Origin of the sequence: Parabacteroides acidifaciens, assembly GCF_003363715.1 — a bacterium.
Classification (GTDB): domain Bacteria; phylum Bacteroidota; class Bacteroidia; order Bacteroidales; family Tannerellaceae; genus Parabacteroides; species Parabacteroides acidifaciens.
Genome location: NZ_QREV01000011.1, coordinates 48594 through 74688, shown reverse-complemented (window position 1 = coordinate 74688; position 26095 = coordinate 48594). Strand labels below are relative to the sequence as shown.

General features: G+C 45.5%; 24 protein-coding genes. 2 read left to right on the top strand and 22 right to left on the bottom strand.

What is annotated here, in order from left to right:
- Positions 1–8 precede the first annotated feature (8 nt).
- From dut to rpoN, 6 genes are all read right to left on the bottom strand, one after another.
- Positions 9–440, bottom strand: coding sequence for a dUTP diphosphatase (gene dut / locus DWU89_RS06890; protein ID WP_115498904.1), 432 nt, complete (start codon positions 438–440; stop codon positions 9–11).
- A 358-nt stretch (positions 441–798) separates the two neighbouring features.
- Entirely contained in the window at positions 799–2637 is a 1839-nt protein-coding gene (locus DWU89_RS06880; RefSeq protein ID WP_115498903.1) for a 4-hydroxy-3-methylbut-2-en-1-yl diphosphate synthase, read from the bottom strand.
- Positions 2638–2749: 112 nt separating this feature from the next.
- Positions 2750–3256 carry a 5-(carboxyamino)imidazole ribonucleotide mutase gene (gene purE / locus DWU89_RS06875; RefSeq protein ID WP_115498902.1) on the bottom strand — a complete coding sequence of 169 codons (507 nt, stop codon included), beginning with the start codon at positions 3254–3256 and terminating at the stop codon, positions 2750–2752.
- Positions 3253–3633 (bottom strand): glycine cleavage system protein GcvH, encoded by a 381-nt coding sequence (gene gcvH, locus DWU89_RS06870; protein WP_115498901.1) that lies wholly within the window; start codon positions 3631–3633, stop codon positions 3253–3255. Before gcvH ends, purE begins: the two co-directional genes overlap by 4 nt.
- A 16-nt stretch (positions 3634–3649) precedes the next feature.
- Positions 3650–4270, bottom strand: a complete 621-nt coding sequence (locus tag DWU89_RS06865; RefSeq protein WP_115498900.1) for a hypothetical protein — start codon at positions 4268–4270, stop codon at positions 3650–3652.
- Positions 4271–4282: 12 nt separating this feature from the next.
- Positions 4283–5752: an RNA polymerase factor sigma-54 gene (gene rpoN, locus DWU89_RS06860; protein ID WP_115498936.1), complete on the bottom strand. Its 1470-nt coding sequence runs from the start codon at positions 5750–5752 to the stop codon at positions 4283–4285.
- Positions 5753–6104: 352 nt separating this feature from the next.
- Between rpoN and DWU89_RS06855 the strand changes: the two genes are divergently transcribed.
- Positions 6105–8267 carry a sensor histidine kinase gene (locus DWU89_RS06855; RefSeq protein WP_115498899.1) on the top strand — a complete coding sequence of 721 codons (2163 nt, stop codon included), beginning with the start codon at positions 6105–6107 and terminating at the stop codon, positions 8265–8267.
- Here DWU89_RS06855 and DWU89_RS06850 read toward each other — a convergent pair.
- A complete protein-coding gene (locus tag DWU89_RS06850) occupies positions 8245–9117 on the bottom strand; it encodes a DMT family transporter (protein WP_115498898.1) in 873 nt (290 codons plus the stop codon). The two genes, DWU89_RS06855 and DWU89_RS06850, sit on opposite strands and share 23 nt — an antisense overlap.
- Positions 9117–10340, bottom strand: coding sequence for a DcaP family trimeric outer membrane transporter (locus DWU89_RS06845; RefSeq protein ID WP_115498897.1), 1224 nt, complete (start codon positions 10338–10340; stop codon positions 9117–9119). The genes DWU89_RS06850 and DWU89_RS06845 overlap by 1 nt, the downstream gene beginning before the upstream one ends.
- Before the next feature lie 155 nt (positions 10341–10495).
- Between DWU89_RS06845 and DWU89_RS06840 the strand changes: the two genes are divergently transcribed.
- Positions 10496–11860 (top strand): TrpB-like pyridoxal phosphate-dependent enzyme, encoded by a 1365-nt coding sequence (locus DWU89_RS06840; protein WP_115498896.1) that lies wholly within the window; start codon positions 10496–10498, stop codon positions 11858–11860.
- Positions 11861–11981: 121 nt separating this feature from the next.
- On the opposite strand, the gene dinD is transcribed toward DWU89_RS06840, so the two are convergent.
- The 14 genes from dinD to DWU89_RS06770 form a co-directional block, all read right to left on the bottom strand.
- A complete protein-coding gene (gene dinD / locus DWU89_RS06835) occupies positions 11982–12845 on the bottom strand; it encodes a DNA damage-inducible protein D (protein ID WP_115498895.1) in 864 nt (287 codons plus the stop codon).
- Between the two features lie 159 nt (positions 12846–13004).
- A complete protein-coding gene (locus tag DWU89_RS06830; protein WP_115498894.1) occupies positions 13005–13415 on the bottom strand; it encodes a DUF3836 domain-containing protein in 411 nt (136 codons plus the stop codon).
- Positions 13416–13603: 188 nt separating this feature from the next.
- On the bottom strand, positions 13604–13816 hold the full coding sequence (locus tag DWU89_RS06825) for a helix-turn-helix domain-containing protein (protein ID WP_115498893.1): 213 nt from the start codon (positions 13814–13816) through the stop codon (positions 13604–13606).
- Between the two features lie 3 nt (positions 13817–13819).
- Positions 13820–14647 (bottom strand): CPBP family intramembrane glutamic endopeptidase, encoded by an 828-nt coding sequence (locus tag DWU89_RS06820; RefSeq protein WP_115498892.1) that lies wholly within the window; start codon positions 14645–14647, stop codon positions 13820–13822.
- A gap of 5 nt (positions 14648–14652) precedes the next feature.
- Positions 14653–15453 carry a CPBP family intramembrane glutamic endopeptidase gene (locus tag DWU89_RS06815; RefSeq protein WP_115498891.1) on the bottom strand — a complete coding sequence of 267 codons (801 nt, stop codon included), beginning with the start codon at positions 15451–15453 and terminating at the stop codon, positions 14653–14655.
- A gap of 11 nt (positions 15454–15464) precedes the next feature.
- Positions 15465–16106, bottom strand: coding sequence for a DUF2975 domain-containing protein (locus DWU89_RS06810; RefSeq protein WP_115498890.1), 642 nt, complete (start codon positions 16104–16106; stop codon positions 15465–15467).
- Between the two features lie 12 nt (positions 16107–16118).
- Complete coding sequence (locus DWU89_RS06805; protein WP_115498889.1) at positions 16119–16784, bottom strand: DUF2975 domain-containing protein; 666 nt, start codon at positions 16782–16784, stop codon at positions 16119–16121.
- A 54-nt stretch (positions 16785–16838) separates the two neighbouring features.
- The gene (sppA, locus tag DWU89_RS06800) at positions 16839–18614 is read right to left on the bottom strand and encodes a signal peptide peptidase SppA (RefSeq protein WP_115498888.1); all 1776 of its coding nucleotides are present in this window, start codon (positions 18612–18614) and stop codon (positions 16839–16841) included.
- Between the two features lie 154 nt (positions 18615–18768).
- A complete protein-coding gene (locus tag DWU89_RS06795; protein ID WP_115498887.1) occupies positions 18769–19443 on the bottom strand; it encodes a DUF2461 domain-containing protein in 675 nt (224 codons plus the stop codon).
- A gap of 19 nt (positions 19444–19462) precedes the next feature.
- Positions 19463–21673 (bottom strand): patatin-like phospholipase family protein, encoded by a 2211-nt coding sequence (locus tag DWU89_RS06790; protein WP_187574923.1) that lies wholly within the window; start codon positions 21671–21673, stop codon positions 19463–19465.
- A gap of 22 nt (positions 21674–21695) precedes the next feature.
- Complete coding sequence (locus tag DWU89_RS06785; protein ID WP_115498935.1) at positions 21696–22274, bottom strand: ORF6N domain-containing protein; 579 nt, start codon at positions 22272–22274, stop codon at positions 21696–21698.
- Between the two features lie 234 nt (positions 22275–22508).
- Positions 22509–23705: a 6-bladed beta-propeller gene (locus tag DWU89_RS06780; protein ID WP_115498885.1), complete on the bottom strand. Its 1197-nt coding sequence runs from the start codon at positions 23703–23705 to the stop codon at positions 22509–22511.
- A gap of 8 nt (positions 23706–23713) precedes the next feature.
- A complete protein-coding gene (locus DWU89_RS06775) occupies positions 23714–24907 on the bottom strand; it encodes a 6-bladed beta-propeller (protein ID WP_115498884.1) in 1194 nt (397 codons plus the stop codon).
- 20 nt (positions 24908–24927) lie between these two features.
- The gene (locus DWU89_RS06770; protein ID WP_115498883.1) at positions 24928–26094 is read right to left on the bottom strand and encodes a 6-bladed beta-propeller; all 1167 of its coding nucleotides are present in this window, start codon (positions 26092–26094) and stop codon (positions 24928–24930) included.
- Position 26095: the final 1 nt, after the last annotated feature.

Sequence of the window (26095 nt, the reverse complement as noted above, 5' to 3'; positions counted from 1 at the left end):
ATTCTCAATTATTTCCCCGTGTGTCCGAATCCACCCGCTCCCCGTTCAGTGTCGTCCAGCGCTTCGACGGGTTGCCAGGCCACCTGGCTATGGGTTGTGATAACCATCTGGCAGATACGTTCGCCGTCATTGATGGTGAATGGGTCGGAGGAGAGATTAATCAGGATAATACCGATCTCGCCGCGATAGTCGGCATCGATTGTGCCCGGCGTGTTCAGCAGTGTAATACCATGCTTCAATGCCAAGCCGCTGCGGGGGCGCATTTGGGCTTCGTATCCTTCCGGCAGTGCGATATACAATCCGGTCGGGATCAATTTACGTTCAAGCGGTTTCAACACAACCGGTTCTGTCAGGTTTGCACGGATATCCATTCCGGCCGAGAGCGGAGTTGCATACTGTGGCAACGGATGGTGTGACTTATTTATAATTTTTACTTCCATAAACTCTTTTATTTCCGGGCAAATTTACACAAATATCCCTGATTACCATTCCTAACGGCTTTCATTATTCTTTAAATAATGCTTATCGTTCGTTACCGGGTTAGTCAAGATCGCCTGTAAAATGGTTTTGCAGTACTTCATGGGAGTATAGTGCCGTACAAGAAGGAACAACCCGGCAGATAGAATGAATCATGCGGCACGTGTGGTTCCTCAACACCTGCCCGCTATTCATGTCACAACTGTGAAACAAAAGAAACCCAGCTGTAACACAGAAGGAGGACAGTTGTGACATGAAAAGAATACGGTTGTGACATGCAATAGAAGACCGGAGAAAAGATTGAAAGATTCGGGAGGCAAATTAATTTACCCAATCCCCATTCTCCTTGATCAACTGGATCAGGCGTTCCACCGCTTCCTCTTCCGGGATATTTTTCAGGACACATTCTTTGCCTTTGTAGAGGCTGATGCGGTTCTTGCCGGCACCGACATAGCCGTAATCGGCATCCGCCATCTCGCCGGGACCGTTCACGATGCAGCCCATAATACCGATCTTCAGGCCTTTCAGGTGAGAAGTGGCCTCTTTGATTCGGGCGATTGTCGTTTGCAAGTCGTACAGCGTACGGCCGCAACTCGGACAGGAGATATACTCAGTCTTGCTGATACGGGTACGTGTTGCTTGCAGGATGCCGAACATACAGCTGTCCGTCGTCATGGCTTCGCAGCCTTCGTTGTGCAACATGATACCGTCGCCGAAACCATCCAGAAGCAGCGTTCCGAAATCGGCCGCCGACTTCAGTTGCAACGCTTCGACATCCGTCTCCCTGTAATCGCGATGAAGGATGACAGGCACGTCGCAGCCGGCTGCCAACAAACGGTGCATGGCGGCACGCTGCGCACCGACACCGTTCCGGTGGTATGTGCTCAAAACTACAATTACGGATTTATCCTGTTTCAGGACTTCGATCACCCGGTCGGTCAGATCACTATATGTCAAACGGATAAACTTCAGCGGAGTGGAATAGTTCTTCAACTCTTCGACTTCCGAAGCGATGAAGAAAGGATATGCATTCGGACGTTCTTTCCAGAAATGGGCATCCACCAGGAGGCGGAAGCTGTCGGGCAGGTTGTCCGGGTCTTCCTTACCGATATATATATAGTCAGGCAGAGACGCATAGTCAAATTCAAAATCACCGTTACTGCGATCGGAGATGACAACAGGCGGGAAGTTCCCTCCGATCCCTTCCGTCGCACGGCTACTGCGGCGATCGGCATAGACCGGATCATAGCCGGAAGCAGGGGAAGCCTCAATCGGCTCATGCCCCTCGCGTTCGAGGATATAATCGACTAACTTGCGGGCTACCGGAATCTCGGCTTCCGGGTCTTCACTCAAGGATACGCGGATCGTATCGCCTATCCCGTCGGAAAGCAAGGTTCCGATACCGACAGCGCTCTTGATACGTCCGTCTTCGCCGTCACCGGCTTCCGTCACGCCGAGGTGCAAGGGATAATGCATATCTTCGGCTTCCATTGTCCGGACCAGCAGGCGGACGGTTTTCACCATGACAACCGTGTTGGAGGCTTTAATGGAAATCACCACGTCGGGGAAGTTCTCATCCCGGCAGATACGCAAGAATTCCATACAGGAGGCAACCATGCCTTCGGGAGTATCGCCGTACCGGCTCATAATGCGGTCGGACAGCGAACCATGATTCACGCCAATGCGGATGGCGGTTCCGTGTGCTTTACAGATGTTAAGGAATGGCACGAAACGGTCGCGTATCTTCTGCAACTCTGCAGCATATTCCTCATCGGTATATTCCAGCAGGTCGAATGTCTTTACCTTGTCGACATAGTTTCCGGGATTGATACGGACTTTCTCCACTTCTTCGGCTGCGGCATCGGCTGCACGCGGATTGAAATGGATGTCGGCTACCAGCGGAGTGGTGTATCCGGCTTCATTCAGTTGCTTGCGTATCACGCCCAAGTTGCGGGCTTCGCGTTCTCCCTGGGCGGTAAAACGCACATACTCCGATCCGGCCTCGATCATGCGGATGGCCTGGCGTACGGCGGCATCGGTATCCATCGTAGAAACGTTTGCCATAGACTGGATACGAATCGGATTGTCACCCCCGAGCGGGGTGTTACCGATATGAACGACTGAGGATTTACGACGACTGTAGTTAAAAAAATGTTCCATTCTTTCAATTGACAATTGAAAATGGACAATTGACAATTGGAAAGAGACAAGAAACGCAAAGCGTTAAGATATCGCTTGTCGCAATTGTCAATTGCCAATTGTCAATTGTCAATTAATTAGTTTTATACTTAAAAGAAACCTTCGCCAGCTCTTCGTTGGCTTTCACGATTTTCTTTTTCAAGTTTTCCTTGTAAGCGGCCAGCTTGCCTTCGAGCTGTTCGTCTCCAACGGCAAGCATCTGGACTGCCAGGATACCGGCATTCAGGGCACCGTTGATACCGACAGTGGCAACTGGGATTCCCGGAGGCATCTGTACGATAGCCAACAAAGCGTCCATTCCGTCCAGCGTCGAATTGATAGGCACACCAATTACGGGCACAGTCGTCATGGAAGCAATCACACCACACAGGTGGGCAGCCATTCCGGCAGCCGCAATAATCACTTTGATACCGCGTCCTTTGGCTCCTTTGGCAAAAGCCTCTACTTCAGCGGGTGTGCGATGGGCAGACAAGGCGTGCATCTCGAACGGGATTTCCATCTCGTCGAGCAGTTTGGCTGCTTTTTCCATTACGGGCAGATCCGAAGTACTGCCCATGATAATGCTTACTACAGGTGTCATTTTGCGATCAGTTGTTCATATTCGGCAGCAGACATCAGCGCGTCCAGTTCGGAAGGATCAGAGATCGATATCTTGATCAGCCATCCGTTGCCATAAACATCTTCATTCACCAATTCGGGTTTGTCGTCCAGCTCGGCGTTTGCTTCGATCACTTCACCGCTAACCGGCATAAACAAATCGGATACAGTCTTCACAGCCTCGATAGTACCGAAAACTTCTTCTTTTTCAACTGTTTCTCCTTCTGTTGTAATATCGACGAAAACGATTTCGCCAAGTTCGCCTTGTGCATAATCAGTAATACCGACATAAGCTACATTGCCTTCTACACGGATCCATTCATGATCTTTTGTGTACTTTAAATCTGCAGGAAAATTCATAATCTTAGTGTTTTTATTAGATGAATAAATAGATATAACTTAAAAATGATGCAACAAAGGTACATATAAATCCGAGACAAAACCCGGCATATACCTGCATAGGCGTATGTCTTTTCAAAAAGATGCGCGAAGTGCCGACCAGTCCGGCAATCACGATCACGACAATAAAGGCCCAATAAGGGTTTATCAGGTGGATACGCGCCACTCCCATAATGCCGCCCAGTAGGCCGCCGATACCGATCGCATGGGCGCTGATCTTCCAGAAAAAGTTAATCAGCAATGCCAATATCAACGATACGCAAGCCCCTAAAAGTAAGGATATAAACCAGAACGGCAACATCATCTTATACATGTAGAAGGCGCAGACCATGATCGAAGTGATAAAGATCAGGTAAGGCACCACGCGTTCGTGGCGGTCGGACAGCTCCATATCGACTGCCGCCCCGTTTTTCACCATCAGAAAGATGAAAGCTCCGGGTATGACCGCCGTCGACAGGAAAGCACCGCCGGCCAGCAACAGCTTCATTGTCGGCGGATAGATCGCCAGATAGGTGAAAGACAGTGCCAGCACGACACCATACGTCACCATCAGCAACGGATGAAACATCCCGGATATGATATTTGCAAATAACTTCATAACGCTTCAAATTTATATTTCTTTTCTGAGCCGTGCAACCGGAATGCCCAATTGTTCGCGGTATTTGGCTACCGTACGGCGGGCGATGATGTAACCTTTTTCCTTCAGGATGGAGGCCAGTTCCTCGTCGGTAAGCGGCTTGCGCTTATCTTCGCCGTCGATATGCTCTTTCATAATCTTTTTCACCTCGCGGGTGGATATTTCTTCGCCACTGTCGGTCTGCATCGATTCGGAAAAGAAGTATTTCAGCGGATAGATACCAAAATTCGTCTGCACGTACTTACTGTTGCTCACACGCGAGATGGTCGAAATATCATATCCGGCCCGTTCCGCCACATCTTTGAGGATCATCGGACGCAGGGTCGCTTCGTCGCCGGTCAGGAAGAAGTCGCGTTGCAGGAGAATGATTGTCTCCATCGTGCGCTGCAAGGTTTCCTGGCGTTGGCGGATGGCATCGATAAACCATTGGGCGGAGTCGAGTTTCTGCTTTACGAACTGGACAGCCTCCTTCATCTTGGATGTCTGGTTTGCCTTGTTGCCGGCATAGTCCTGGAACATCTCGGCATATTCGCGGCTGATGCGCATATCGGGAATCCCCCGGTTATTCATGCTCAGGATCAGTTCACCATTGACAGCTTCCACCACAAAGTCGGGAATCACCTGGCTCAAAGCTGTCTCCATAGAACCGCCCCAACTACCGCAAGGTTTAGGATCGAGGGTTGTTATTTCGTGAATGGCTCGTTTCAGGGCAGCTTCGTCTATATCCAATCCGCGGATAATCTTATCGTAATGCTTACGGGTAAACTCATCAAAATAGTCGGTCAGCATACGGATTGCCAATTCCGTATCGGGCGTTTTCTCGCGACGGGCCAGTTGTAGCAAAAGGCATTCCTGCAAGTTGCGGGCAGCCACGCCTGCCGGATCGAAATCCTGTATAATGGTCAGGACTTCGCCGATCTCTTCTTCTGTCACGTCCTGGCCCGCCTGGAATACCAGATCATCTGCAATGGCAGACAGGTCACGGCGCAGATATCCGTCGTCGTCTATGTTTCCGATAATATATTCGCCGATCTTTATCTGTTTCTCCGGCAAATCGCGCAAGCCAAGCTGCTGGAGCAGATATTCATTGAGGGACTCGCTGACTGAAAAGGGTACGTCTTCTTTCCGTTCGACACGCTCGCTCAATTCGCGGAGTTTGTAATCGGGAATATCGTCTTCACTCATATAATCGCCTAAAGAGAGGTCGGTATCACTCTCCGTTCCTCCATCCATATCGTTAGATGCCAACTCATCACCCCCTTCGTCAGTACGGTCAAAGTCGTCAGTAATCTCCTTCCCTTCTTCCAACGCCGGATTATCCTCCAATTCATGCTTCACGCGTTCCTCCAGCTCGATAGCCGGAAGTTCCAGAAGCCGGATCAACTGGATCTGCTGAGGAGAGAGTTTTTGCTGTAACTTTTGCTGTAACTGTTGTTTCAACATAATCAAAATCAATAATGGCAGGTCGACCATCGGGCCACCCAATGTTAGAACATGCAAATATAACTTTTTACCCGGAATGAGCCTGCTATTCTAATTATAATAGTTCTAAAAGGGAACGGTCATCCATTGTGAATCCGAAGCAATAGGAATCTATTCCCGACGTCCTCGAAAATATATTCGACGTCGCCGAAAACTTACATGACAGCGTCAAGAATATACACGACGCCGCCGAAAACAGATTTCCTCCGCTTCAAATAAGAGCGCACACATAGGGAATATTAGATAATAATCGGCGAAAGCCTTTAAAAATCAAAACTATTTTCTACTTTTGCGATTAGCTAAAGATTCTGATATGACTCTCAAAACATCGCCATACGATCTGTTGACCCGGGAAGAATTAATACAATTACTGGAAGTTAGGGATAATGAACCGGATAGATCCAAGGTTCGCACACCCTTTGAAACGCCAACCATCAAACGTATTATTTCCGAAGTTTTGGTTATCCTCTTTAATGAAGAGAAAGATCCGATCGAAAAAGCTATGCGCGTATTGTTGGACTACTTCAATGCGGATTGGGGCTACGTTGCTATTTTCGAAGAAGACGGACAGACCGCCAACTTTATTTGCGAAGCGATGAGCGAATGGGTAAAAGTTCCCAAAGACGATCAGAGCAAGCTGACCTACGATACGATTCCCTGGATTATCGAAACCGTCAGAAGCGGGCATGACATCGTGTTGGGCGATATAGCCATGCTGCCATCCGAAGCTGCCGCAGACAAGGCTTTGCTGACCGAACAACAATTAAAATCCATGCTGATCATACCGCTGACTTTTCATAATAAAGTACAAGGATTCATCGGTTTCGACTCCGTGCGCGCACATCGTTTCTGGACAATAGCAGAAGTCGAGGATATGCATCTTACGGCGAGTATATTCTCCATTATCATCGAACGCTGGCAGACCAACAATAACCTTGAAGAGTCGAGAAAACGTATTTCCGAACTAAGCACGAAGTTCCAGCAGTTTTTCAACAATCTGCCGATCGGCGTGGAATTGTACGACTCGGAAGGTTATCTGATCGACGTAAACGACGCTGATTGCAAAACCTTCGGTACAAGCCGCGACCAATTGATAGGAGTGAATTTATTCAAGGATCCGTCTATCCCAGCCAAAGCTCTCGACCAGATATCAAAAAGGAAAGCGTTCAGTTTTTCGTTCACATACGATTTCAATGCCGTACGAGATTCCGGATATTATTTATCATCTCTAACCGATCAAGTTAAATATCTGATGATAAAAGGGATCGGCTTAACCGATCATGAATTCGGCCATATCGGCTACTTGCTTATCATATCCGACGAAACGGAGAAACGACTGGAAGAGGAGCGTATGCAAAACAACCTGGCAACCCTTAAAGCGGTTCTCCTCTCCGGCCATTCGCTGGTTGCCGAATATGATATAGAGAAAAAAGAATTGTTCATCGACCCCTTACTCAATGAGGCAGGAGAGAGCAATAAACTCTTCAATTACCTGAGAAACAACAAGCACATGACTATCGAAAACGTACAACAGATTGTCCGGAAAACCGATAATGTCAACCAATTGTTCCAGGTAATAAACGGAGTGCAGGATCATTGCAGCTTTATATGCCGAACCAGTATCGAGAACGAAACGATCTGGATACGTATCAATGCACAAGCTTACAAGACAAAGGGAAGCAAGCGGTTGAACAAAATGGTTTGCCACGTCACCGACATAACCGAAGAGAAACTGTTGGAAGAGAAATTGTATCATGCAGAATATGAAACCCGGCAGTCGGAGCTGGAAATACAAAAAGTACGCGAAGCTGATAAACTAAAATCAGCATTCCTTGCCAATATGAGTCATGAGATCCGGACGCCGCTCAACGCCATAATCGGCTTCTCCGGCATCTTGGCTGAGACAGAAAACAAGGAAGAAAAAGAAGAATTTGTCAAGATAATCAACAAAAACAGCGATTTGCTGCTTCGGCTGATAACCGATATTCTGGACTTCTCGAAAATAGAGTCGGGCATCCTGGATTACTCGCTTACCGATGCCAGCCTGAAGGAAATATGTCACGAACAGTATCAAGTCCATTCACTGAAAATGCCCGACGGGGTTGAACTGATCTGTGATTTCGACTCCTTGCCGGATATTATCGTTCATACAGATCCCAAACGTATCACGCAGGTCATTTCAAACCTGATTTCTAATGCAACCAAGTTTACGGAAAAAGGTCGCATTACGCTTTCTTACCGCATTATGGAACGCCGCATCTTAGTCGAAGTAATCGATACGGGCATCGGAATCTCCCCCCAAAACCAGCGTACGATCTTCGAACGCTTTGTAAAAGTTGATTCATTCAAACAAGGTACCGGTTTAGGACTCACCATTTGCAAAACCATCGTCGAAACGCTCAACGGAACAATCGGAGTAGACTCCAAACTCGGAGAAGGATCGCGTTTCTGGTTTACATTGCCTTATAACGGATAGCTTCCCAGGTTTGCAACAGGACGGAAAGGAGGATCAATCCCAACCCTGCATAAAAAGCAAAGCTCAACTCTTTCGCTTCCCCGAAAAAGAGCATGGCAAGGATAATGCTGTAGACAGGCTCCAGATTATAACTCAGATTTACAGTAAACGCGGAAACCTGTTTCAACACCTGTATCTGCAACAGGTAAAGCCCTATCGTACAAACCAACGCAAGCAGCAGCAGATAAAGGAAATTAATCATCCCCGGCAAGATCGTCTCTACCGGAAAGAGATGCAGATAAAACGGCAACAGACAGGTCAGCCCTAAAAAACCGCCAATCATTTCGTAAAGTAACATCATACTGGAAGAATGGCGCACACCCACTTTCTTGTTCGTAATAGTAAACAGAGCTGCCAATGCCGATGAAACCACACCGATAATAATCCCTGTCCGGTAACGTGTATCGAACTGGAAAATCAAAACAATGCCGCATACGGCCACCAGGCTGAACAATATCTCTTTAATCGAAAGACGCCTTCTGATAATCAGCGGTTCCAACAACGCAGTAAAGAAACCGACCAGCGAGAAGCAGACTACACCGATCGAGACATTCGCCGCCTTGATGCTCCCATAGAAAAACACCCAGTGAAGTCCCAACAGCAAGCCTGTCCCGGCTATTTTCAGGACTTCACGAAAAGGGACCCGTTTTAGTTTTCCACTACCCCAAAGAATCAGGAAAAGCATAACTGCAGCCAAAAGCATCCGGTACCAGACGAGCAATCCCTCGTTCAGCGTGACCAGTTTTCCGAACAGGCCGGTAAAGCCTGCCAAAAGAATGGAAATGTGCAGTTTTATAAATGCGTCCCTCATCAGAAATAATACATCACAAGCCCCAGAATACGGTGATTCGTTACCGAATGTGTATCCACCACTTTGCCGGAAGCCATATCCGTTTCGCCATACCAAGCTGTCGACGGCATATATTCAAGACCGATCTGCCAATGCGGCAAGTTGTACGAAAATGCGATATTGGTAGAAAGCAACTGGTCCAGATCCAAGCCCATACCATATTTAACAGGAGAAACCAACGCATCAGACGTTCCCAGATTCTTCGTATAACCGGCAAAGAAATGCCCTTTCCACTTGGTCCCATAGGTGAAATTCACCCAGGAAGTAGAATGGCGGTAAGGAGTATATTCCTGCTCACCGTTGTCCGGATTGATCGCGCTGATACCGTAACCACCGATCAGCGCAGTGTGGTCCAGGCTGGAAGCCATCAGGCTCTTCGCTGCAAAAGTATAATTTCGCCCGGTATATTTGACATGCGCTTCATAAGAAAGGGCTGTCATGCGCTCATTCACTTTATAAGTCTTTTCATTCCAGACAGACGAAGTGCGTGGTTTCAGCGAAATCAAATGAATGCCGGCACCTGCCAACCAGCCATTGCCGGACGTATAATCCGCACCGATATAGAACTCCGGCACGCAACTGTTCTTGATATATTCCTCACTCATCCCGTTCGGTCCGCTCGAAAGGTATTGTAATTGCCAGATAGCGGAAGCCGTCAGCTTCACCTTCCCGGCTTTATACTGATAACGCAATTGGGGACTGCGATTGAAAGGCTGGAAAGGCGCGCCTGTCGAAAGGTTCAACATATCAGGAAAAACACTTCCGAAAAGGGGATGCCAGGTGTGTCCGATCAGCACTTGGCTCCGATCCCAGTCCAATGCCACATACGCCTGCCGGACGCGTAGCATCGTATTACTGGACGAAAAACCGCCAAAGTCAACTTCAATTTTGGCGCTTGTCCGAGCCGTACCCACATTCGGACCGGTCATATCCAAACCCAACCGGGAAGTAAACGTGTAGAAACTGCCGTTAGGACTGGCGTTCAAGTCCTTGCCGTCAGGGTCCGGCTTTTTATCCAATGGAAACAAATAGAAGTTTCCGTCTATCGGAGCCATGTTCGCCCGAGAGTTATAGAAAAGGTCACCACGGACAAAACCGTAAAACTTATAGGTGAAATCTTTCTTCTGCGCTGTTGCCGGAAAGAACATACAGATGCCTGCCAGCAGTAATATCAGCTTTTTCATATTTGTCGTTTGTTATCAGTTTACAGAGTTGGCCGCAAAGATATATATTTTCCGGTATTTCATTTGAAGAATGGAATATTATTTGTTACTTTGCTTCCAAGTTGTAAGCTTTAATGGCTATTTTGGATTAATAATGTAAACGACATAACAATATTATGGAAAGTAAGAAGTTTTTATTGCAGGAGAAAGATATTCCTACTGCTTGGTACAACATTGTAGCAGATATGAAGAATAAACCGCTTCCTCCGTTAAACCCTAAAACAAAGGAACCACTGAATCCGGAAGACCTCTATCCGCTGTTTGCCAAAGAATTGGTTCATCAGGAAGTAAACCAGACAGACCCTTGGATTGAAATCCCGGAAGAAGTGCGCGAGATGTATAAAATCTGGCGTCCGACTCCGCTGGTTCGTGCTTACGGACTGGAAAAAGCATTGGATACGCCGGCCCATATCTATTTTAAAAACGAAAGCGTCAGCCCGGTCGGTTCACACAAGTTGAACTCAGCCATCCCGCAAGCCTACTTCTGTAAAAAAGAAGGTGTGACGAATATCACAACCGAGACGGGTGCCGGACAATGGGGAGCATCTATGGCTATGGCAGCCAAGCATTTCGGCTTGGAATTAGCGGTTTATATGGTTAAGGTAAGCTACAATCAAAAACCTTACCGCCGTTCCATGATGCAAACATTCGGGGCTGAAGTAGTCGCATCACCGAGTATGAGTACACGCGCCGGACGCGACATCATTACCAAACATCCGAACTATCAGGGAAGTCTGGGTACAGCTATCTCCGAAGCAGTCGAACTGGCTATGCAGACACCAAACTGTAAATATGTATTGGGCAGCGTACTGAACCACGTAATGCTCCACCAGACGGTTATCGGTCTGGAAGCAGAGAAGCAGATGGAAATGGCAGGGGAATATCCGGATGTTGTCATCGCTTGCTTCGGTGGCGGTTCAAACTTCTCCGGTATTGCATTCCCGTTCCTGCGCCATAAACTGACACTGGGTAAAGATATCCGCATCGTTGCAGCAGAACCGGCATCTTGCCCGAAACTGACACGCGGACAATTCCAGTACGATTTCGGTGACGAAGCCGGCTATACTCCGCTCCTTCCGATGTTCACGTTGGGACACAACTTTGCTCCGGCCAATATCCATGCAGGAGGTCTGCGCTATCACGGTGCAGGTTCTATCGTCAGCCAACTGAAAAAAGACGGATTAATGGATGCAGTCGACATCCAGCAATTGGAAACATTCCAAGCTGCCACCCTGTTTGCACAGAGCGAAGGCATTATCCCGGCTCCCGAATCATCACACGCGATTGCTGCAGCCATCCGCGAAGCCGAACAAGCCAAACTCGAAGGCAAACCACGTACGATCCTGTTCAACCTCTCCGGTCACGGACTGATCGATATGGCCGCTTACGACCAATATCTGGCAGGTGACCTGACAAACTACGAGGTTACAGATGCAGATGTAGAAAAGAATCTTTCGGAGATAGAAAAGATCATCAAATAAGGACTATAAGTAGTAATCATTTTCGTGAGGTCACGAAAATGATTACTTGTCTTGAAAATCAATAACGCCGACCATTTTCGTGAGGTCACGAAAATGGTCGGCGTTATTAGTTAGAAATACATTATACTTTCGGTAGTTTAGGCGTATTTTTCTCCATTAACTTTTCATCCTTAGCAACTTTACGCTCCAGTTTCTTTATATCTTCCACAACAGGCAGCTCTTCCGGTTTAATACCTCTTGCCCCCAACATTTCCCGCACACTCAAATTATTTTGAACATGTTCCTTCGTTATGGGTGGTTCGCCATATAAATCTTTACTTGCCACATTGTAATTCGTCATTTCCGTCGCCAAGTTTTTCGCAGCAATAGTAAGTGTCGGCAAGAAGTCAGCCAAAGGTCGGCTGGCCTTTACGCCAAGCTTCAATTTCATATCTTCTGTTGTAAATCCGCCAAACAAAGCAGTATCTCCTTTCGAACGAATCCGGGCAAATCCTTTGTCATCGACTCCACGCTCATAAATATTCTGAGATAATTGCTTTTCAGCTGCCCGCAATTTATCCCTTGTCTCCAAACGAGACAACAAATTCAAGCGTTCTTCTATCAATTCAGCTTTACGAGTTTGGATCGCAAAATAACTTTGCGCAAAAGCTATTTCTTCTTTCTTTGGGTCTCCATTTTGGGCTACCAAGTAACAAGCATAACGGGTCAACATAAAATCTTGCACTTCACGTTTTGCTCCACTTCCCAATCGAACCATTTTCGTGACCTCACGAAAATGGTCATCCGCATTGATATCTTGAGCTTTACATGAATCAACAGCTCGAAGAATGGCTACCTCAAAATTCTCCCATCTTGCATATCCCAGAATAGATTGCAACTCACGGGCAAACCAGATTTCAATCTGCTCGCTATTATCTTCGTTATTTACAGAATGGGTAATGCCTTTAAAAGAGGTCAACAATTGTTGTATTCTTACTTTGTCCATAGCTATGGTTATTTAAATGTTTCGAGCAAAGATACAGATAATAAGTAGTAAACAAATATATTTCCGGCTAAATATGAAAATGGCGCTAATAACAGGGACTCACGTCTTTTGTTATTCGCGCCATTTACGATGTGTCTATGAAATATTCTAACTTAGGTATTATGAAAAAATATCATTATAACTTGTTGCCGGAGCAACAAGATTTTGGACATTTAAGCTAAAATCCTTTTTTTTCTGATTCCACATGCCATATGTGGTATTGATCTCCCCTGTTTCTACATTATATGTATAAATTGTCTGATAATAGGGGACCCATGTTTCCTTACTCTCGTTCCAGCGATATGCCGTTTTCTCTGACACTTTGCCGTTTTCGTTATAAGAAAACTCATATTTAAATTCCTTACTCAAAAGTCCATTATCATTTAAAAAAATGACTTTTGAAATAACTTTACCATTCTCTTCCTTCGTATCATACATGTACTCTCTGGGAGAGGCTGCGCTCATTGCAAGATTACACAAAAACATAACTGCAAGAACAAGAATGCTTTTACTTAAAATTGAAGCTTTCATATATTTATTACTTTAAGATTACTTTCAAATTGCGGTGCAAAGGTAGAGAGCAAACCGGAATCAAACAAGAATTCACTTACATATTGTCAGCAAATATAGCTTATTTAACAATATTCAACCTTTTGTCCGCTTTCCAATCACAAATCAACTTACATATTGTAAGGAAAGAACGAATTTCCTTTCTTAAATCAGGATTCATCTTCCTTAAATTCGAGGATATCCGCCGGTTGGCAGTCGAGTTCCTTACAGATTGCTTCAAGAGTAGAAAAGCGTATAGCTTTGGCTTTACCCGTCTTTAAAATCGAAAGATTTGCCGGAGTTATGCCGATACGATCAGCCAAATCGCCCAAAGCAATCTTCCGTTTTGCCATCATCACATCCAAATTCACTATTATAGCCATATCTTACTCCTTTGATTCTTCATTAGTTACGATACTATCTATTTCACCATCCGTCTTTTCCGAGATTTGCCAAGCCGGGGCCTTCAAGCTTCGGTTCAAGAAATAGATACAGACAGCAGACACTATTACACTTAGAGAGAGAAGCCCGGCAAAAGGCATTACGCCTGTCATTTCATACACAGAATGTTTATCCGGGTAATAAATTACAAGCAAAGCCAAGAGAGCAGTCACAATCATATTTGAAAGAACACATAACCCCAAACTGCCGGACCGGTAATAAAGGTATCCCCAAAGCAATCCGAACAAGAAAAAAGAGATATTATGTCCCGGGTGAATAACACCGAATATCAAAGCTGAAATTAAAATCGCATATTTAGGCGCCAAGTCTTTTTTTTCGAGCAACGAGCTAAGTATGGCTCCCCTATGCAACAATTCTTCGGTAACCGGACTAACTAAGATAAGGACACAAAGTCCAAATGGACTCAGACTGATATCCCTCAAGATATTCAAATGCTTATCCAGATCTTTATAACCCAGGAAATTACCCAAGCCATCCAGTCCACTCGCAAAATAGAAAAACACGATATTCAATATAACCGTCAGAAGGATTACTTTCATTGAACGGAATGACCAGGTCAAAGAGTCGAAATGAACATACTTCTTCGACAGTATATACCAGATAAAAAACAAACAGCCCAAAAGCAGCCCCGATATAGCCATATAGGTTATAGCAAGGGATTCCTCCATAAAAAAGAAGAAAGGAATACCCAGGAGAATCCCAAGAAATACAAACCCGATCTGAGCAAGCAGTAGTTTTACAATTCTGTCCATATCACTTACTCCTTTGATTCTTCGTTAATTGACTCTACAGAGGCTGTTTCTTCCGCCAATACAGGATCTTTCCAAAAGGGAAGTTCCCGCATTCGATTCAGATAATATGAACCACCAATCAGCAAAAGCGCACCCACTAACAGGAACCATCCTTCCGGCGCAACACCTGACATCTCCCCAAGACTCTGAGCATCCGGATAACAGATTGTAAGTGCAGTGCTGATTCCATTCAACATCACATGGATAATCATACAAATCAGCAGGCTACCGGTTTTGTAATAAATACGGCCCAACGCCATCCCCAAGAGAAAAGCATAAAGTATCTGAGCCGGATTCATATGGATAATGCCAAATATTAATGCAGAAGTCAAAACCGCATTTCGCCAGGATAGCTTTTTCAGCAAGAACCCCAATATCGCTCCACGAAACAACAATTCCTCTGCAACCGGTCCTAATACAACGATGCCTAAAACACCCAAGGGATTAAAGCTCAAGTCCATAAACTGGTCTTCCATCACATTCGGCAAATCAACCTGCTCGTTCAACCAAGTAGCAAGGAAATAAGCACCCAGTCCATAGGCAACCATCCATGACAGCGCAGAAACCGACCGGATCGACCAAGTGTACTCGTTTATACGTATATAGTCCTTCTTAAACAGATACCAGATCATCATCAAAGAGGCCAAGATCAGCGCAAACGCCAGCATATAGGTTTTATCCAGGAAAAACATCACCGGTAAAGCCAGCAATCCCCCAAGAAATTGAAATCCTATATAAATCAGTACTAACTTAATAATCGTTTTCATATTTCTTCCTCCTAAACCGTTAATTCCTGTTCTTCTTTCAATTTAACTCCCAAGGCAAATATTTCAGCAAAAAGACCGAACAAAAGTGCTATAAAGAATGTCCGGTATTCGAATGCAAAATCAGCAACCGAATAACCAGGAAAAGCAATTCCACTCTGCTTCAACAACAAATAAGAATCAATTCCGGAAAATAAGTTCTCCAAAACACCTACCAAAACCAGTGCCACACAAATAACACGAAGCCTCCGGATATTCGGACGAATAAATATTTGCTGCCGCTGTACATCACGGATAAAATAAGCAAAAGACAACAAAGCCCAAACTCCTAAACCCAAGATAACCGGAGTCCCGATAAAACCCATAAGTGCAGAAACAAGCTGATAGGTGTCAGATGTCTTATGCGCCACGGTAACAGCACTCAACTGATAAGGATACTTATCACCGGACGATAGTTGTAATGTATCCGGAAAGATATTATCAGCCAACGGCTTCAGATCCAGATTCACCCGATGTATCTCCTCACCATCTTTCTGCTCAATCACATCATGTGAAGCCTCCGACCATCCTTCCGCAAACTCCAGAAAACCATTGCCGATAGACAAAATATAACAGACTCCTAACAGGATGCAAAACAACCGAATACTATTTTTCATTTCACACTTCCTTTAAATTGTCAACTCCTGTTCCTCCTTCATCTTCAAACCGATTGCGAAAATACGGCCTACCAACAAAGCGATCAATCCCATAATCAGCGTCATTGACTGGAAGTCACACCAGAAATTATGCTCATAACCTTCCAGTTCGAAAAGGCGGGCGGCAGCCCAATAGTTCATCAACATATAAGCCTGTGTCAGCACAAAGGAGATCAGCAGGTTGCGGCCGATGCAGTTCAAGCGGCGTACATTCACCCAGTCGAATATCACTTCATGGTTAATCGCATTGATCAGTTTATAGAACTGGGTGATTGCTTTCACGATAAAGAACAGGCCGATCAAGACAAGGAAACTACCGAACTGTGTAAACCCAGTATCTTTGGTTTTTGCCCAAACCAACGTTTTGATATGCGAAGCCGGATACCACTCCTGATCCTTCTGATTAAAGACCTTATCAGAAGTGGCAGCCAAAGACTTCGGCCATAAATTAAGAGCCAGCGGACTCATTATTTCCGTCGTGATATTTGTTGCTCCTTGCTTGTGAGCCTCTTCCACTTGCGACATTCCAACCTTGAAACCATCCACAAAAGCGTTGCCCATCGAGTAGATGGTCGGCACTAAAGACAGCCCGACAAAGAAAAATATCAATACACAGATCAGATTCAATTGCTTTTTCATAACCTATAGCTTTTCTTATAAAAAAGGGCGGGCAAACCCCGCCCTTATGTTTTATTATAAACCTTTTATATCAAACGGCATACGGGCAATAACACCGGATTCCGTTTTTGCTCTCTGGATAGTGGAGTAGAGATTGAATTGTTCTTCGCCCATAACAGACTTAACCATCGAAACCTTTACTTCGTCCATCTTCTTCTCCATAAACTTAGTGAAGAAATCTTTCGGACCGTCGGCAACCGTTACGGAGTAATCAGTCAGTTCAGCTAAAGAAGCCGCCTCTTTAATAGCATCATCCATACCGCCTAACTTATCGACCAGACCTCTTTCCAAAGCCTGTTCACCTGTCCAGACACGGCCTTGTCCGATTGAATCGATCTCTGCCTTTGTCATACCGCGGCCATCGGCGCAACGAGTCAGGAACAGATCATATGTTTGTTCAACACCACGCTGGATCAATGCTTTTTCATCTTCACGCATCGGACGGGTGAAATCGCCCAGGTCGGCATATGTATTGGTTTTCACGATATCGGTAGTGACACCCAGCTTGTCAAATGTTCCGGTAAAGTTGCGGACTACGCCGAACACGCCTATTGAACCGGTCAGTGTCGTACGTTCGGCAATGATCTTGTTTGCAGCACAAGAAATATAATATCCGCCGGAAGCAGCATAATTGCTCATCGAAACGACGATCGGCTTCTTTGCTTTCAGCTCAACAACCTCTTTCCATATCTGTTCGGAGATATACGCACTACCGCCCGGAGAATTTACGCGAAATACAACAGCTTTCACATCATCGTCATCTTTCAGCTTACGCAATTTCTTTGCCATTTCTTCGGAAATAACCTGTTCGTTTGCTCCGAAAGGAGAAGAAGAATCTTCGTCCCTGATTTCACCTTCGGCATAGAGGATTGCAATCTTATTCTTACTGTCTTTTTCTTTGACTTTGATTGAAGCGACTTTATCAACACCGGCTGTCTTCAGCTTGCCTTTCACGTCCTGTCCGGCCATTTCCTTTACTGCATTTTCCACTTCATAGCGGTAGCAAAGTTTGTCGGCCAACTTATAATCTACGGCATTCGTTGCCTGTCCCGTTGCTAAACCTTCATTCAGGTAACGGTTCAATTCGTCGGAAGAGATATTGCGGCTCTTTTCAATTGCAGATGTCATATTTCCCCAGACGCTACCCAGAAGAGAAGTAAGCTGTTCGCGGTTAGCGTCGCTGAACTTCTTCAGGAAATAAGGCTCCACTGCACTTTTATAGGTTCCAACCTTAAAGATATAATGCTCAACTCCGATCTTTTCGGCAAGGCCAGTATAGAAAATACCTTGTGAAGCAAGCCCGACAAGTGAAACGCTTCCCTGCGGATTCAAGAATATAGAGTCGGCTACGCTACACAGATAGTAGGAGCCTTGTGTATAGAAGTCGCCATAAGAAACGATAAACTTTCCGCTACTCTTGAAGTCTTCCAACTCGCGGCGGATTGCCTCAACTCCGGCAAAACCGGAAGAAAGGGAACCGGCTTCCAGATAAATACCTTTGATATTATCATTCGCCTTTGCACGACGGATCGCTTTGATCACATCCGGCACAGCCAACTGACCACTGTTCTCGCCCATCAACTCGGAAAAAGGATTCTTAACCGACTGTTCTACCAACATACCGTTCAAAGAAAGTTTGAACACCGTGTTCTTACTCGGTTTGTATTCAGTAGAACCACCAGAGCTGGCTGCTACTCCGATGAAAAAGAAAATGGAACCCATCGTTACGATTCCCAGCGCAATCAGCACGCCCAGCGTGGATGCAAATACTGTTTTGAAGAACTGTTTCATAATGTTTTATCTGTTTGTAGTTTGTTTCTCAAATAATATTTATCGTTATTCGATATGCAAAAGAATATATTATTTCCGAGACTACCAAACTTTTTTTATTGTTTTTCGATAAAAATATTACGAAACACATAAAATATATATTGAAAAACTCACATCAGACCCTTCCGGCATACTCATCCACCGTATAATTAAGGAATTGGTTGAACGGGTGCAACAATTTGAAATCGGCAACCGCTTTATCCATCCAGTCAGAGGCGAAGAAGAATTCGTCCGGTTTGTAGGAGACGACACTAAAATCTTTATGGCGAAGGATTTCATCGTATTTGAAATCGGAAGGATAGCCGGCAGGCATACGTTTCAGGACTTCACCTTCCATCACCGGATATACTTTCTTGAAAGCCGGTTTCTCCATGATCGCCACAAAATCCTCTATATTCTCATAAATATCCTTGCGAAGCGCCTTCAACAAAGCCGGCGGCGGACACCAGACACCGCCCGAAAGCAGACAACCACCCGGTTCGAGATGGATATAATAGCCCGCCCGTTCACTACCGCGGCCACCGCAAGAGGCAATATAGGCCGCAAAATGCGTTTTGTAAGGAGTCTTATTCGGAGAGAAGCGGATATCCCGGTAAATACGGAACAGGCAATCTTTCGCCTCCAACCCGGCAACCTCCGGATCGAACAGGGCAATCCGGTTGATTAGTTGTTGGACTTCGTCGATAAAGCCTTTGCGAAGAGCATCATAACGATCTTTATTTGCCTGGAACCATTCACGATTATTGTTCTGACGCAGTTCCGTCAGGAATTGTATTATTTCTGCATTCATACCTTTATATATTATATCGTTAAAACATAAATCCTAAATTCATATAAAACTGCAAGCTCGAGTTGCGGTTAGACATCCCGAACGTCGCACTCAGCGGTCCGGCTATGCTGTTATAGGCATATCCCAGGCTGCCTCCCCAAAGGCTTTTTCCTTGCAGTAAATGGAAAAAGTCGCCGTTATGGATACCATAGTTACCGGTCAATGTGATGTAATTGTTACCGGCAATACGTTGCCGCAACTGCAAACGGGCGATGACAACCGAATTGTCCAATATCTCCATATGGCTAATGCCGGCAAAAGGCAACTGCTGCGGCAAATAGCGTCCAAACGTCTCACCGCCTACCGCATTCAAAAACGGATAAGCCGTGTTTCCGCCGATCAGGACACGGCCGTAAAGCGCCGGCAAAAGACTCAGGCGCGAACTGATGGGGCAAACCGTCATAAACTTCAACCCGATAGCCGAGAAAGGAGAACTGCCGTTATACCCCACAAAGTTATCCGTATAAAGTGAATAATCCGCCTCTAAGGATACGCCCTTGTTCGGGAAATAGCGCCGGTCGAACGTCTCGAGGTGTGCCGTAGCAAAATAACTCAGGAAGCTCTCCGGGCGCACATCATACTGCTCGCTGTTTCCCGTATAAAGAAATGAATTATAATTGAAATACTCATAGCGGAGCCCAGCCCGGATCTTAAAGCTCAACCAGTTCATGTCCGAATAGGCAAACTCGGCCAGGTGATGCGTATAAGCCGTATTAAAACGCTTATCCCCCTTCTCATAAATATCCAGATCATTATAGCTGAATTTATACGACAGGTTAAAGTTACGAAGTGGCGAACGTTCAATCGAATACTCCAATTTGGCCGAAGATATCTTGCTTCCCACGCGCCCGGTAAAGGCAAACCGCGAATGATTCCGCTTGCCTTGATGATAAGTAGCGTTGAGCAGTACCCCGATAATCTCTTCCGAGTCGAAGCGTACTCCCAGGTTGACCGAGCTTTCCGATTTCGGCTGCAATGTCAGGATCAGGTCCTGCTGGTCCTCACCCGCGAGTTTATAATTCACATACGCGTATGCATTTGTCCCGACCAATACGGACATGGCCTTCCGAAGTTCTTTCAACGTGATACGACTGTTTTCTTTCAAAGCACAGATACGGTGCAACCAACCGATATCCCGCGGATCGGCGCCATCAAAACGGATATGACGGATATTGAACGTATCGGCAGGGAGGACCGGTCGGTGTTTCTGCCGGGAGGCCAAAATGGGAGGCGTATAATCATCCGGAAGGCCGATCTTCTGTTTCAAGGCAATGATCTCGTCCCAACGGCGGCGGGCATCCATCTCTCCCCGCCGCATCATCGTGTCGAGGGCGGCTGTTGTAAAACTGGCCGAGCGGTACGGCTCCATATCCGGCCGGAAAAGCAAGTCCGTCCGGTCACGATTACGGGCATATTTGTCATAACCATGCAAGGCGATGATCTGCGTCACGATATCACCGGGCGAATGCAAACGGTCGAAGGTACGCAGATCGCTGGTTGCCAGGTCTACGCCAATAATGATATCGGCCCCCATCGCAAGCGCGACATCCACCGGATAGTTGTTATTCAATCCTCCGTCGACAAGCACCATACTATCCAGCCGCACCGGGGTAAAGACTGCCGGAATCGCCATACTGGCACGCATGGCAAGCGGAAGGCTGCCTCCGTGAAACACATAGTCTTTGCCGCTGACCATATCTACGGCCACACAGGCAAAAGGTATCTGGAAGGTATTGAAATCGACCGAGTCATGATAGCCCATCGTCAGGTCGGAAAACAGGTTTTGCAAGTTTTGTCCCTTTACCACACCGTCGATCACACGGTCTTTCTTTTCACGTCCGAAAGGCAGGGAAAGGATATATCGTTCAGCTTTCTCCTTTTCGGGGAAAAACAGGTGGCTGCGCTTCACCTTATCGCTAAGCAGCATCGGCCAGTCTTGCGACTCGACCATCTCTTTAATCTCATCCGGGCTATATCCGATCGCGTACAGTCCACCGACAATCGCTCCCATACTGGTCCCTGTTACAATATCAACCGGTATGCCCGCTTCCTCCAGAACTTTCAACACCCCGATATGCGCCACACCTTTTGCCCCGCCACCGCCCAACACGACAGCAACCTTCTTGCGCTCCCCCGCCATCGCAGGCCACACAAGCAGAAACATGAGCAAAAGAGACAGGAATTTCTTCATCATTGCAAATCTTGAAGCAATCTTATTTACTTTTTTCTATTTCTTTCAAAATAACATCATATCCTACCGGCTTATGAGTTTCAGGAAACCGTCCTCGCCCTTGCAACTGTGCAATCGCCTGATTTATAAGTTCCAATTGCACTCTTGTGTCATCATTTATATCATTATAATCAGTAAATACATCTTCTATGTATTCCTTCAATTCTTTCATCTCATTCTGTAGCCTTTTAATATCATTATCCGGGGACATAACCATCGTGCGACGGATGGCAACAAAAGCACGCATAATGGAGATATTCACCTCTATAGCTACATCACTGTTCAAGACACCCGATAGCATAGCTAAACCTTGTTCTGTAAACGCAAATGGGAGTTTACGGGTTCCACCTCTACTTGATGTCGCAAATTGCGACATCAAACTTTCAAACTCTCCTTTAGTCAGTTGAAACATAAAATCAGAGGGGAAACGTTTGATATTTCTTTTGACAGCTTCATTCAATCGCCTTGTTTCCACCTGATAAAGCTCTGCCAGATCTCTATCAATCATGACTTTCTGCCCCCTAATATCATATATTCTATTCTGTATAATAGCTAATTCCATAGTCATATTTATATTTTACAAACATACTCATCATTTCGTTAGTACACAAGTAGCAGGAGTACTAAAAGATGAATTTGCATAAACTATCTCTTCCCTAAGGAGAAACTAACCCAAAGCTCCCCATCCACTAATTCATGGACAGGCTTTGTAGGGGCAGTTCGCGAACTGCCCAATAGTGACGAAGGATATAGAAATGTATTAAATGCCGAGTCTGTGCCGGGTTAATAAAATTACTTATTTCAAATAGACCAACATCAATACCGGATTATCATCCTCTGTCAATTTCTTCAATTGGGGATGATCCAATACAGCGGGATTCTTTTCAGCCTCTTTCATGATCTCTTCAACCTCCCAAACCGAGAGCAGAAGATTCTTATCCAGAGATGTTGCCGGACGCAAAGGTAAGGCACCGGGAAAGTCATTCTTTATATAACCGCCCGGGATGGAAAAACATTCCTTCGCTTTTTTGTCATAAAGCACCATGTGGCGGGTTCTCTCTCCCGCCCAATAATTATAAGGCATGAAAAGCAGAGAATCCGTTTCAATCACCTGGTTGCGGATATAAGGGGCTGCGACTGTGGCATACGTTTTCCAATCTCCATCACATACTTCCATCCGGCAGTCGAGAGGAATGGAATATTTACCCAGATCAATGATATAACGCGGTTGAAGTTCATCATTCGTAACAACAAATAAGGTATCACAATAAAACTCTTTATAACAAACCTTGCCATCATAATGGAACATATACCGGTCAATTCCACTCATCATTAACCTCCGGATTCCGCTTTTCATCTCAAACAAATCGGAACGGTAAAAGGTATTCAATATCTCACATTTCGGGTTCGAGATATGAATACGCTCTTTCTGTTGCCCACTGCTGTTAAGCATAAAGGTCGCAACCAGGCTATCATTCAACATGGCAAACTGAGCCGGATCTCTGTCGGGCGTCTTTATATCATAAAGAAACTTCCCCGTCTCCATATTATACACATTTATCTTCCCGGAAGTCGTCAGCATAAAGACCAACCCGGAGTCTTCATTTACGTCGACTTGCTGGAAATAATTGAATTGTCCGGGACCTCCACCCCGTGAACCGATCGTCCGGATAAATTTCCCGTCTAACGTATATTGGTATAACACTGTATTACTCGATACGAACCAGTATTTACCGGTTTTAACCACAGTACCCGAATTAATAAAATCAATCAGGCAATTATCTTTCGTCTCCAACGGAATATACCGTACCGAGTCGGCAATATCGCTCAGTTTCATTTCCCGTTCCACACCGACTCCCGCTTCAAACGGAACAGCTATGGGATATTCGGGTTCTACCGGTTCCACTTCGGCTACCGACTGTTGTTCGGTCTGCTTTCCACCACAGGCAAAAAGAGAGAACGCCAGGCTAATTAGAAATAAATGCTTACACATAGCTATTCTTATTTTAATGTTACCAACATCACCACAGGATTATCGTCATCCTTTAGTTTCTTCAATTGTTCATTTTGCCGGATAGCGGGAATGCTTTCCGCCAATTCCAAAAGTTCGGAGGCTTCCCAATAATAGAGCAGAACATCATCTGCCACACGGACAGCCGGATAGAAAGAAACTCCGCCTTGCATGTCATTCCTGATCTGCCCGTCTTTCACCTTATAGCATTCTCCCGTTTTCTTATTATACATCGCCAATTGAGGACGCTCGTCTTTATTGGTCACATCCCAAGTTGCATAAGGGAGAAACACCCATTGGGAAGTTTCCAAGAAATCCGGACGCAGATAAGCGCGCGCCGGTTCGGAATAAGCCTGCCAGTTTCCTTCCAACAGTTCGAAACGTCTTTCCTTCGGAATCTTATACTTCCCCAATTCCAGAATATAACGCGGTTGGAGTTCTTCCGGGGTAATCGTAAAGACTGTGTCATTATAATATTCCTTACAACAAGCCTCGTCTTTATAGGAATAAACATAACGGTCATAACGCCCCCACAAATAATAGTTCAGCCCGCTCTCGATCGTAAACTGATCGTATTGAGGGAAAGACTTCAAGGTATCACCTTTCTGGTCGACCAGAATCAGGCGATCTTTCTTCTGACCTGTATTATTATAAATATAACCTGCATAAATGCTGTCTCCCAACAAAGTGAACTGCCAGCAAAAAGGAATCTGGCTCTCCTTCAGAAATGTACCATCCAACGAATAGGAATGAACCTTTCCGTGATCCATCAGATAGACCTGTTTCAACCGGTCACTCACTGCGATATGGCGAATCATATTGTATTCTCCCGGCCCTTGCCCCCGTTTTGCAACCGAACGGACAAACTTCCCGTCATCCGTAAACTGCAACAAGCCTTCGCTGCACGGAATAAACAAATTATGGTCCACCATCTGAATCATTCCCCTGTTCACTTTGGCAACCAGACACTCCGGTCTTGTTTCCAGAGGCACGATCTTTACCTCTTTGGCGATCTCACTTAACAGCACTTCGCGCTCCGTCTCGATCCCTTTATCAAAAGAGATCGTGACCGGATATTCTAAAACCCGGGCTTCCGCTTCTTCCGGTTGCTCCGCCTGTTTGTTACCTCCACATGAAAAAAGGGGGAAAGCCAAACCTATTAGAAATAAGGGCTTGTATGTCATAAATATGTATTATTAAATTATCATTTAGTGTTTAATGTAATGACTTGCAACACTTGATTATCATCTTCCATCAAATCTTCTATCACCTGCCTTAAAGAACCTTTTGCCTGACCGGGCTTTACCTTATCCAGCAAGACAGAGGCAGGAACAACACCTATCAACTTGCCATCCCGCAGGAAATAAGGCATCACCGGGCAGCCCCCTTCCAGATCATCCGTAAAGCCATCCTTATCGGCATGAGGAGAACGGACACGGCAGACTTTCCCGGTTTGCTTGTCATACCAGGCAAAACGACGTTCATCTTCCTGCGCATAATAAATCCCCATCTGCTTACCGGTTTCCATAAGGGTATAGAAATAAAACTTCTTTTCATTCGAAAGGGCGGTGCCTGCTTTGTTTTTGGTATCTAATAAAAGTTTCTCTTCTTCTGCGGATAGTTTCTCATACTGTGACAAATCCAACTTGTAGACCGGCACCTTTTTCTTTCCATCCAAGCGGAAGATTGTCGATTCCAACGGATTCTTATAAAAGAGATTACCATCATACGGATAGAGTATAGCCGGAACAAACACGATTCCGGGATAACTTTTCCCCTTTTCAAAATGGAACGGCAAGCCATACAATCGTTTTCCATCCTGATTATAAACAAATAAGTCATCTCCCTTCCGGTCTTTGGAATGAAGATATTCGCTTGACATTGTAAATAAGTTTCCGGCCGCATCCACATAAGGACTTGTCGCCCCCACTTCCGTCTTTATATCTTTTATAAACGTCCCGTCAAAAGAATAGACCAGCACTTTCCCCTGCCGCATATCGCTCAAGAATATCTGTTTCTTTGCGGCATCATAGGCTACAGCCAAAACGCTTTGGTTATATTCACCCGGTCCTTGCCCCACTCTTCCTATCTGGCGGACAAATTTACCTTCCGGTGTAAACTGAAACACCTTGCCATAATCGCAGACAAACAGATAACCTCCGGCAAAAGTAACATCCAAAATATCTTGTCCCAACAAAGACTCTGCAGTTGTCTCCAATGGAATATATTTGATACCAGAAGCAACCTCACTTAACCTAATCTCCTTTTTCGTCTCAACACCTTTGGCAAAAGGGATTATCGTTTGCGCCTGCAATGAAACAGAAGCAGACATCAAAAGCGACACAAAACTAATTAATAAACGACATTTCATT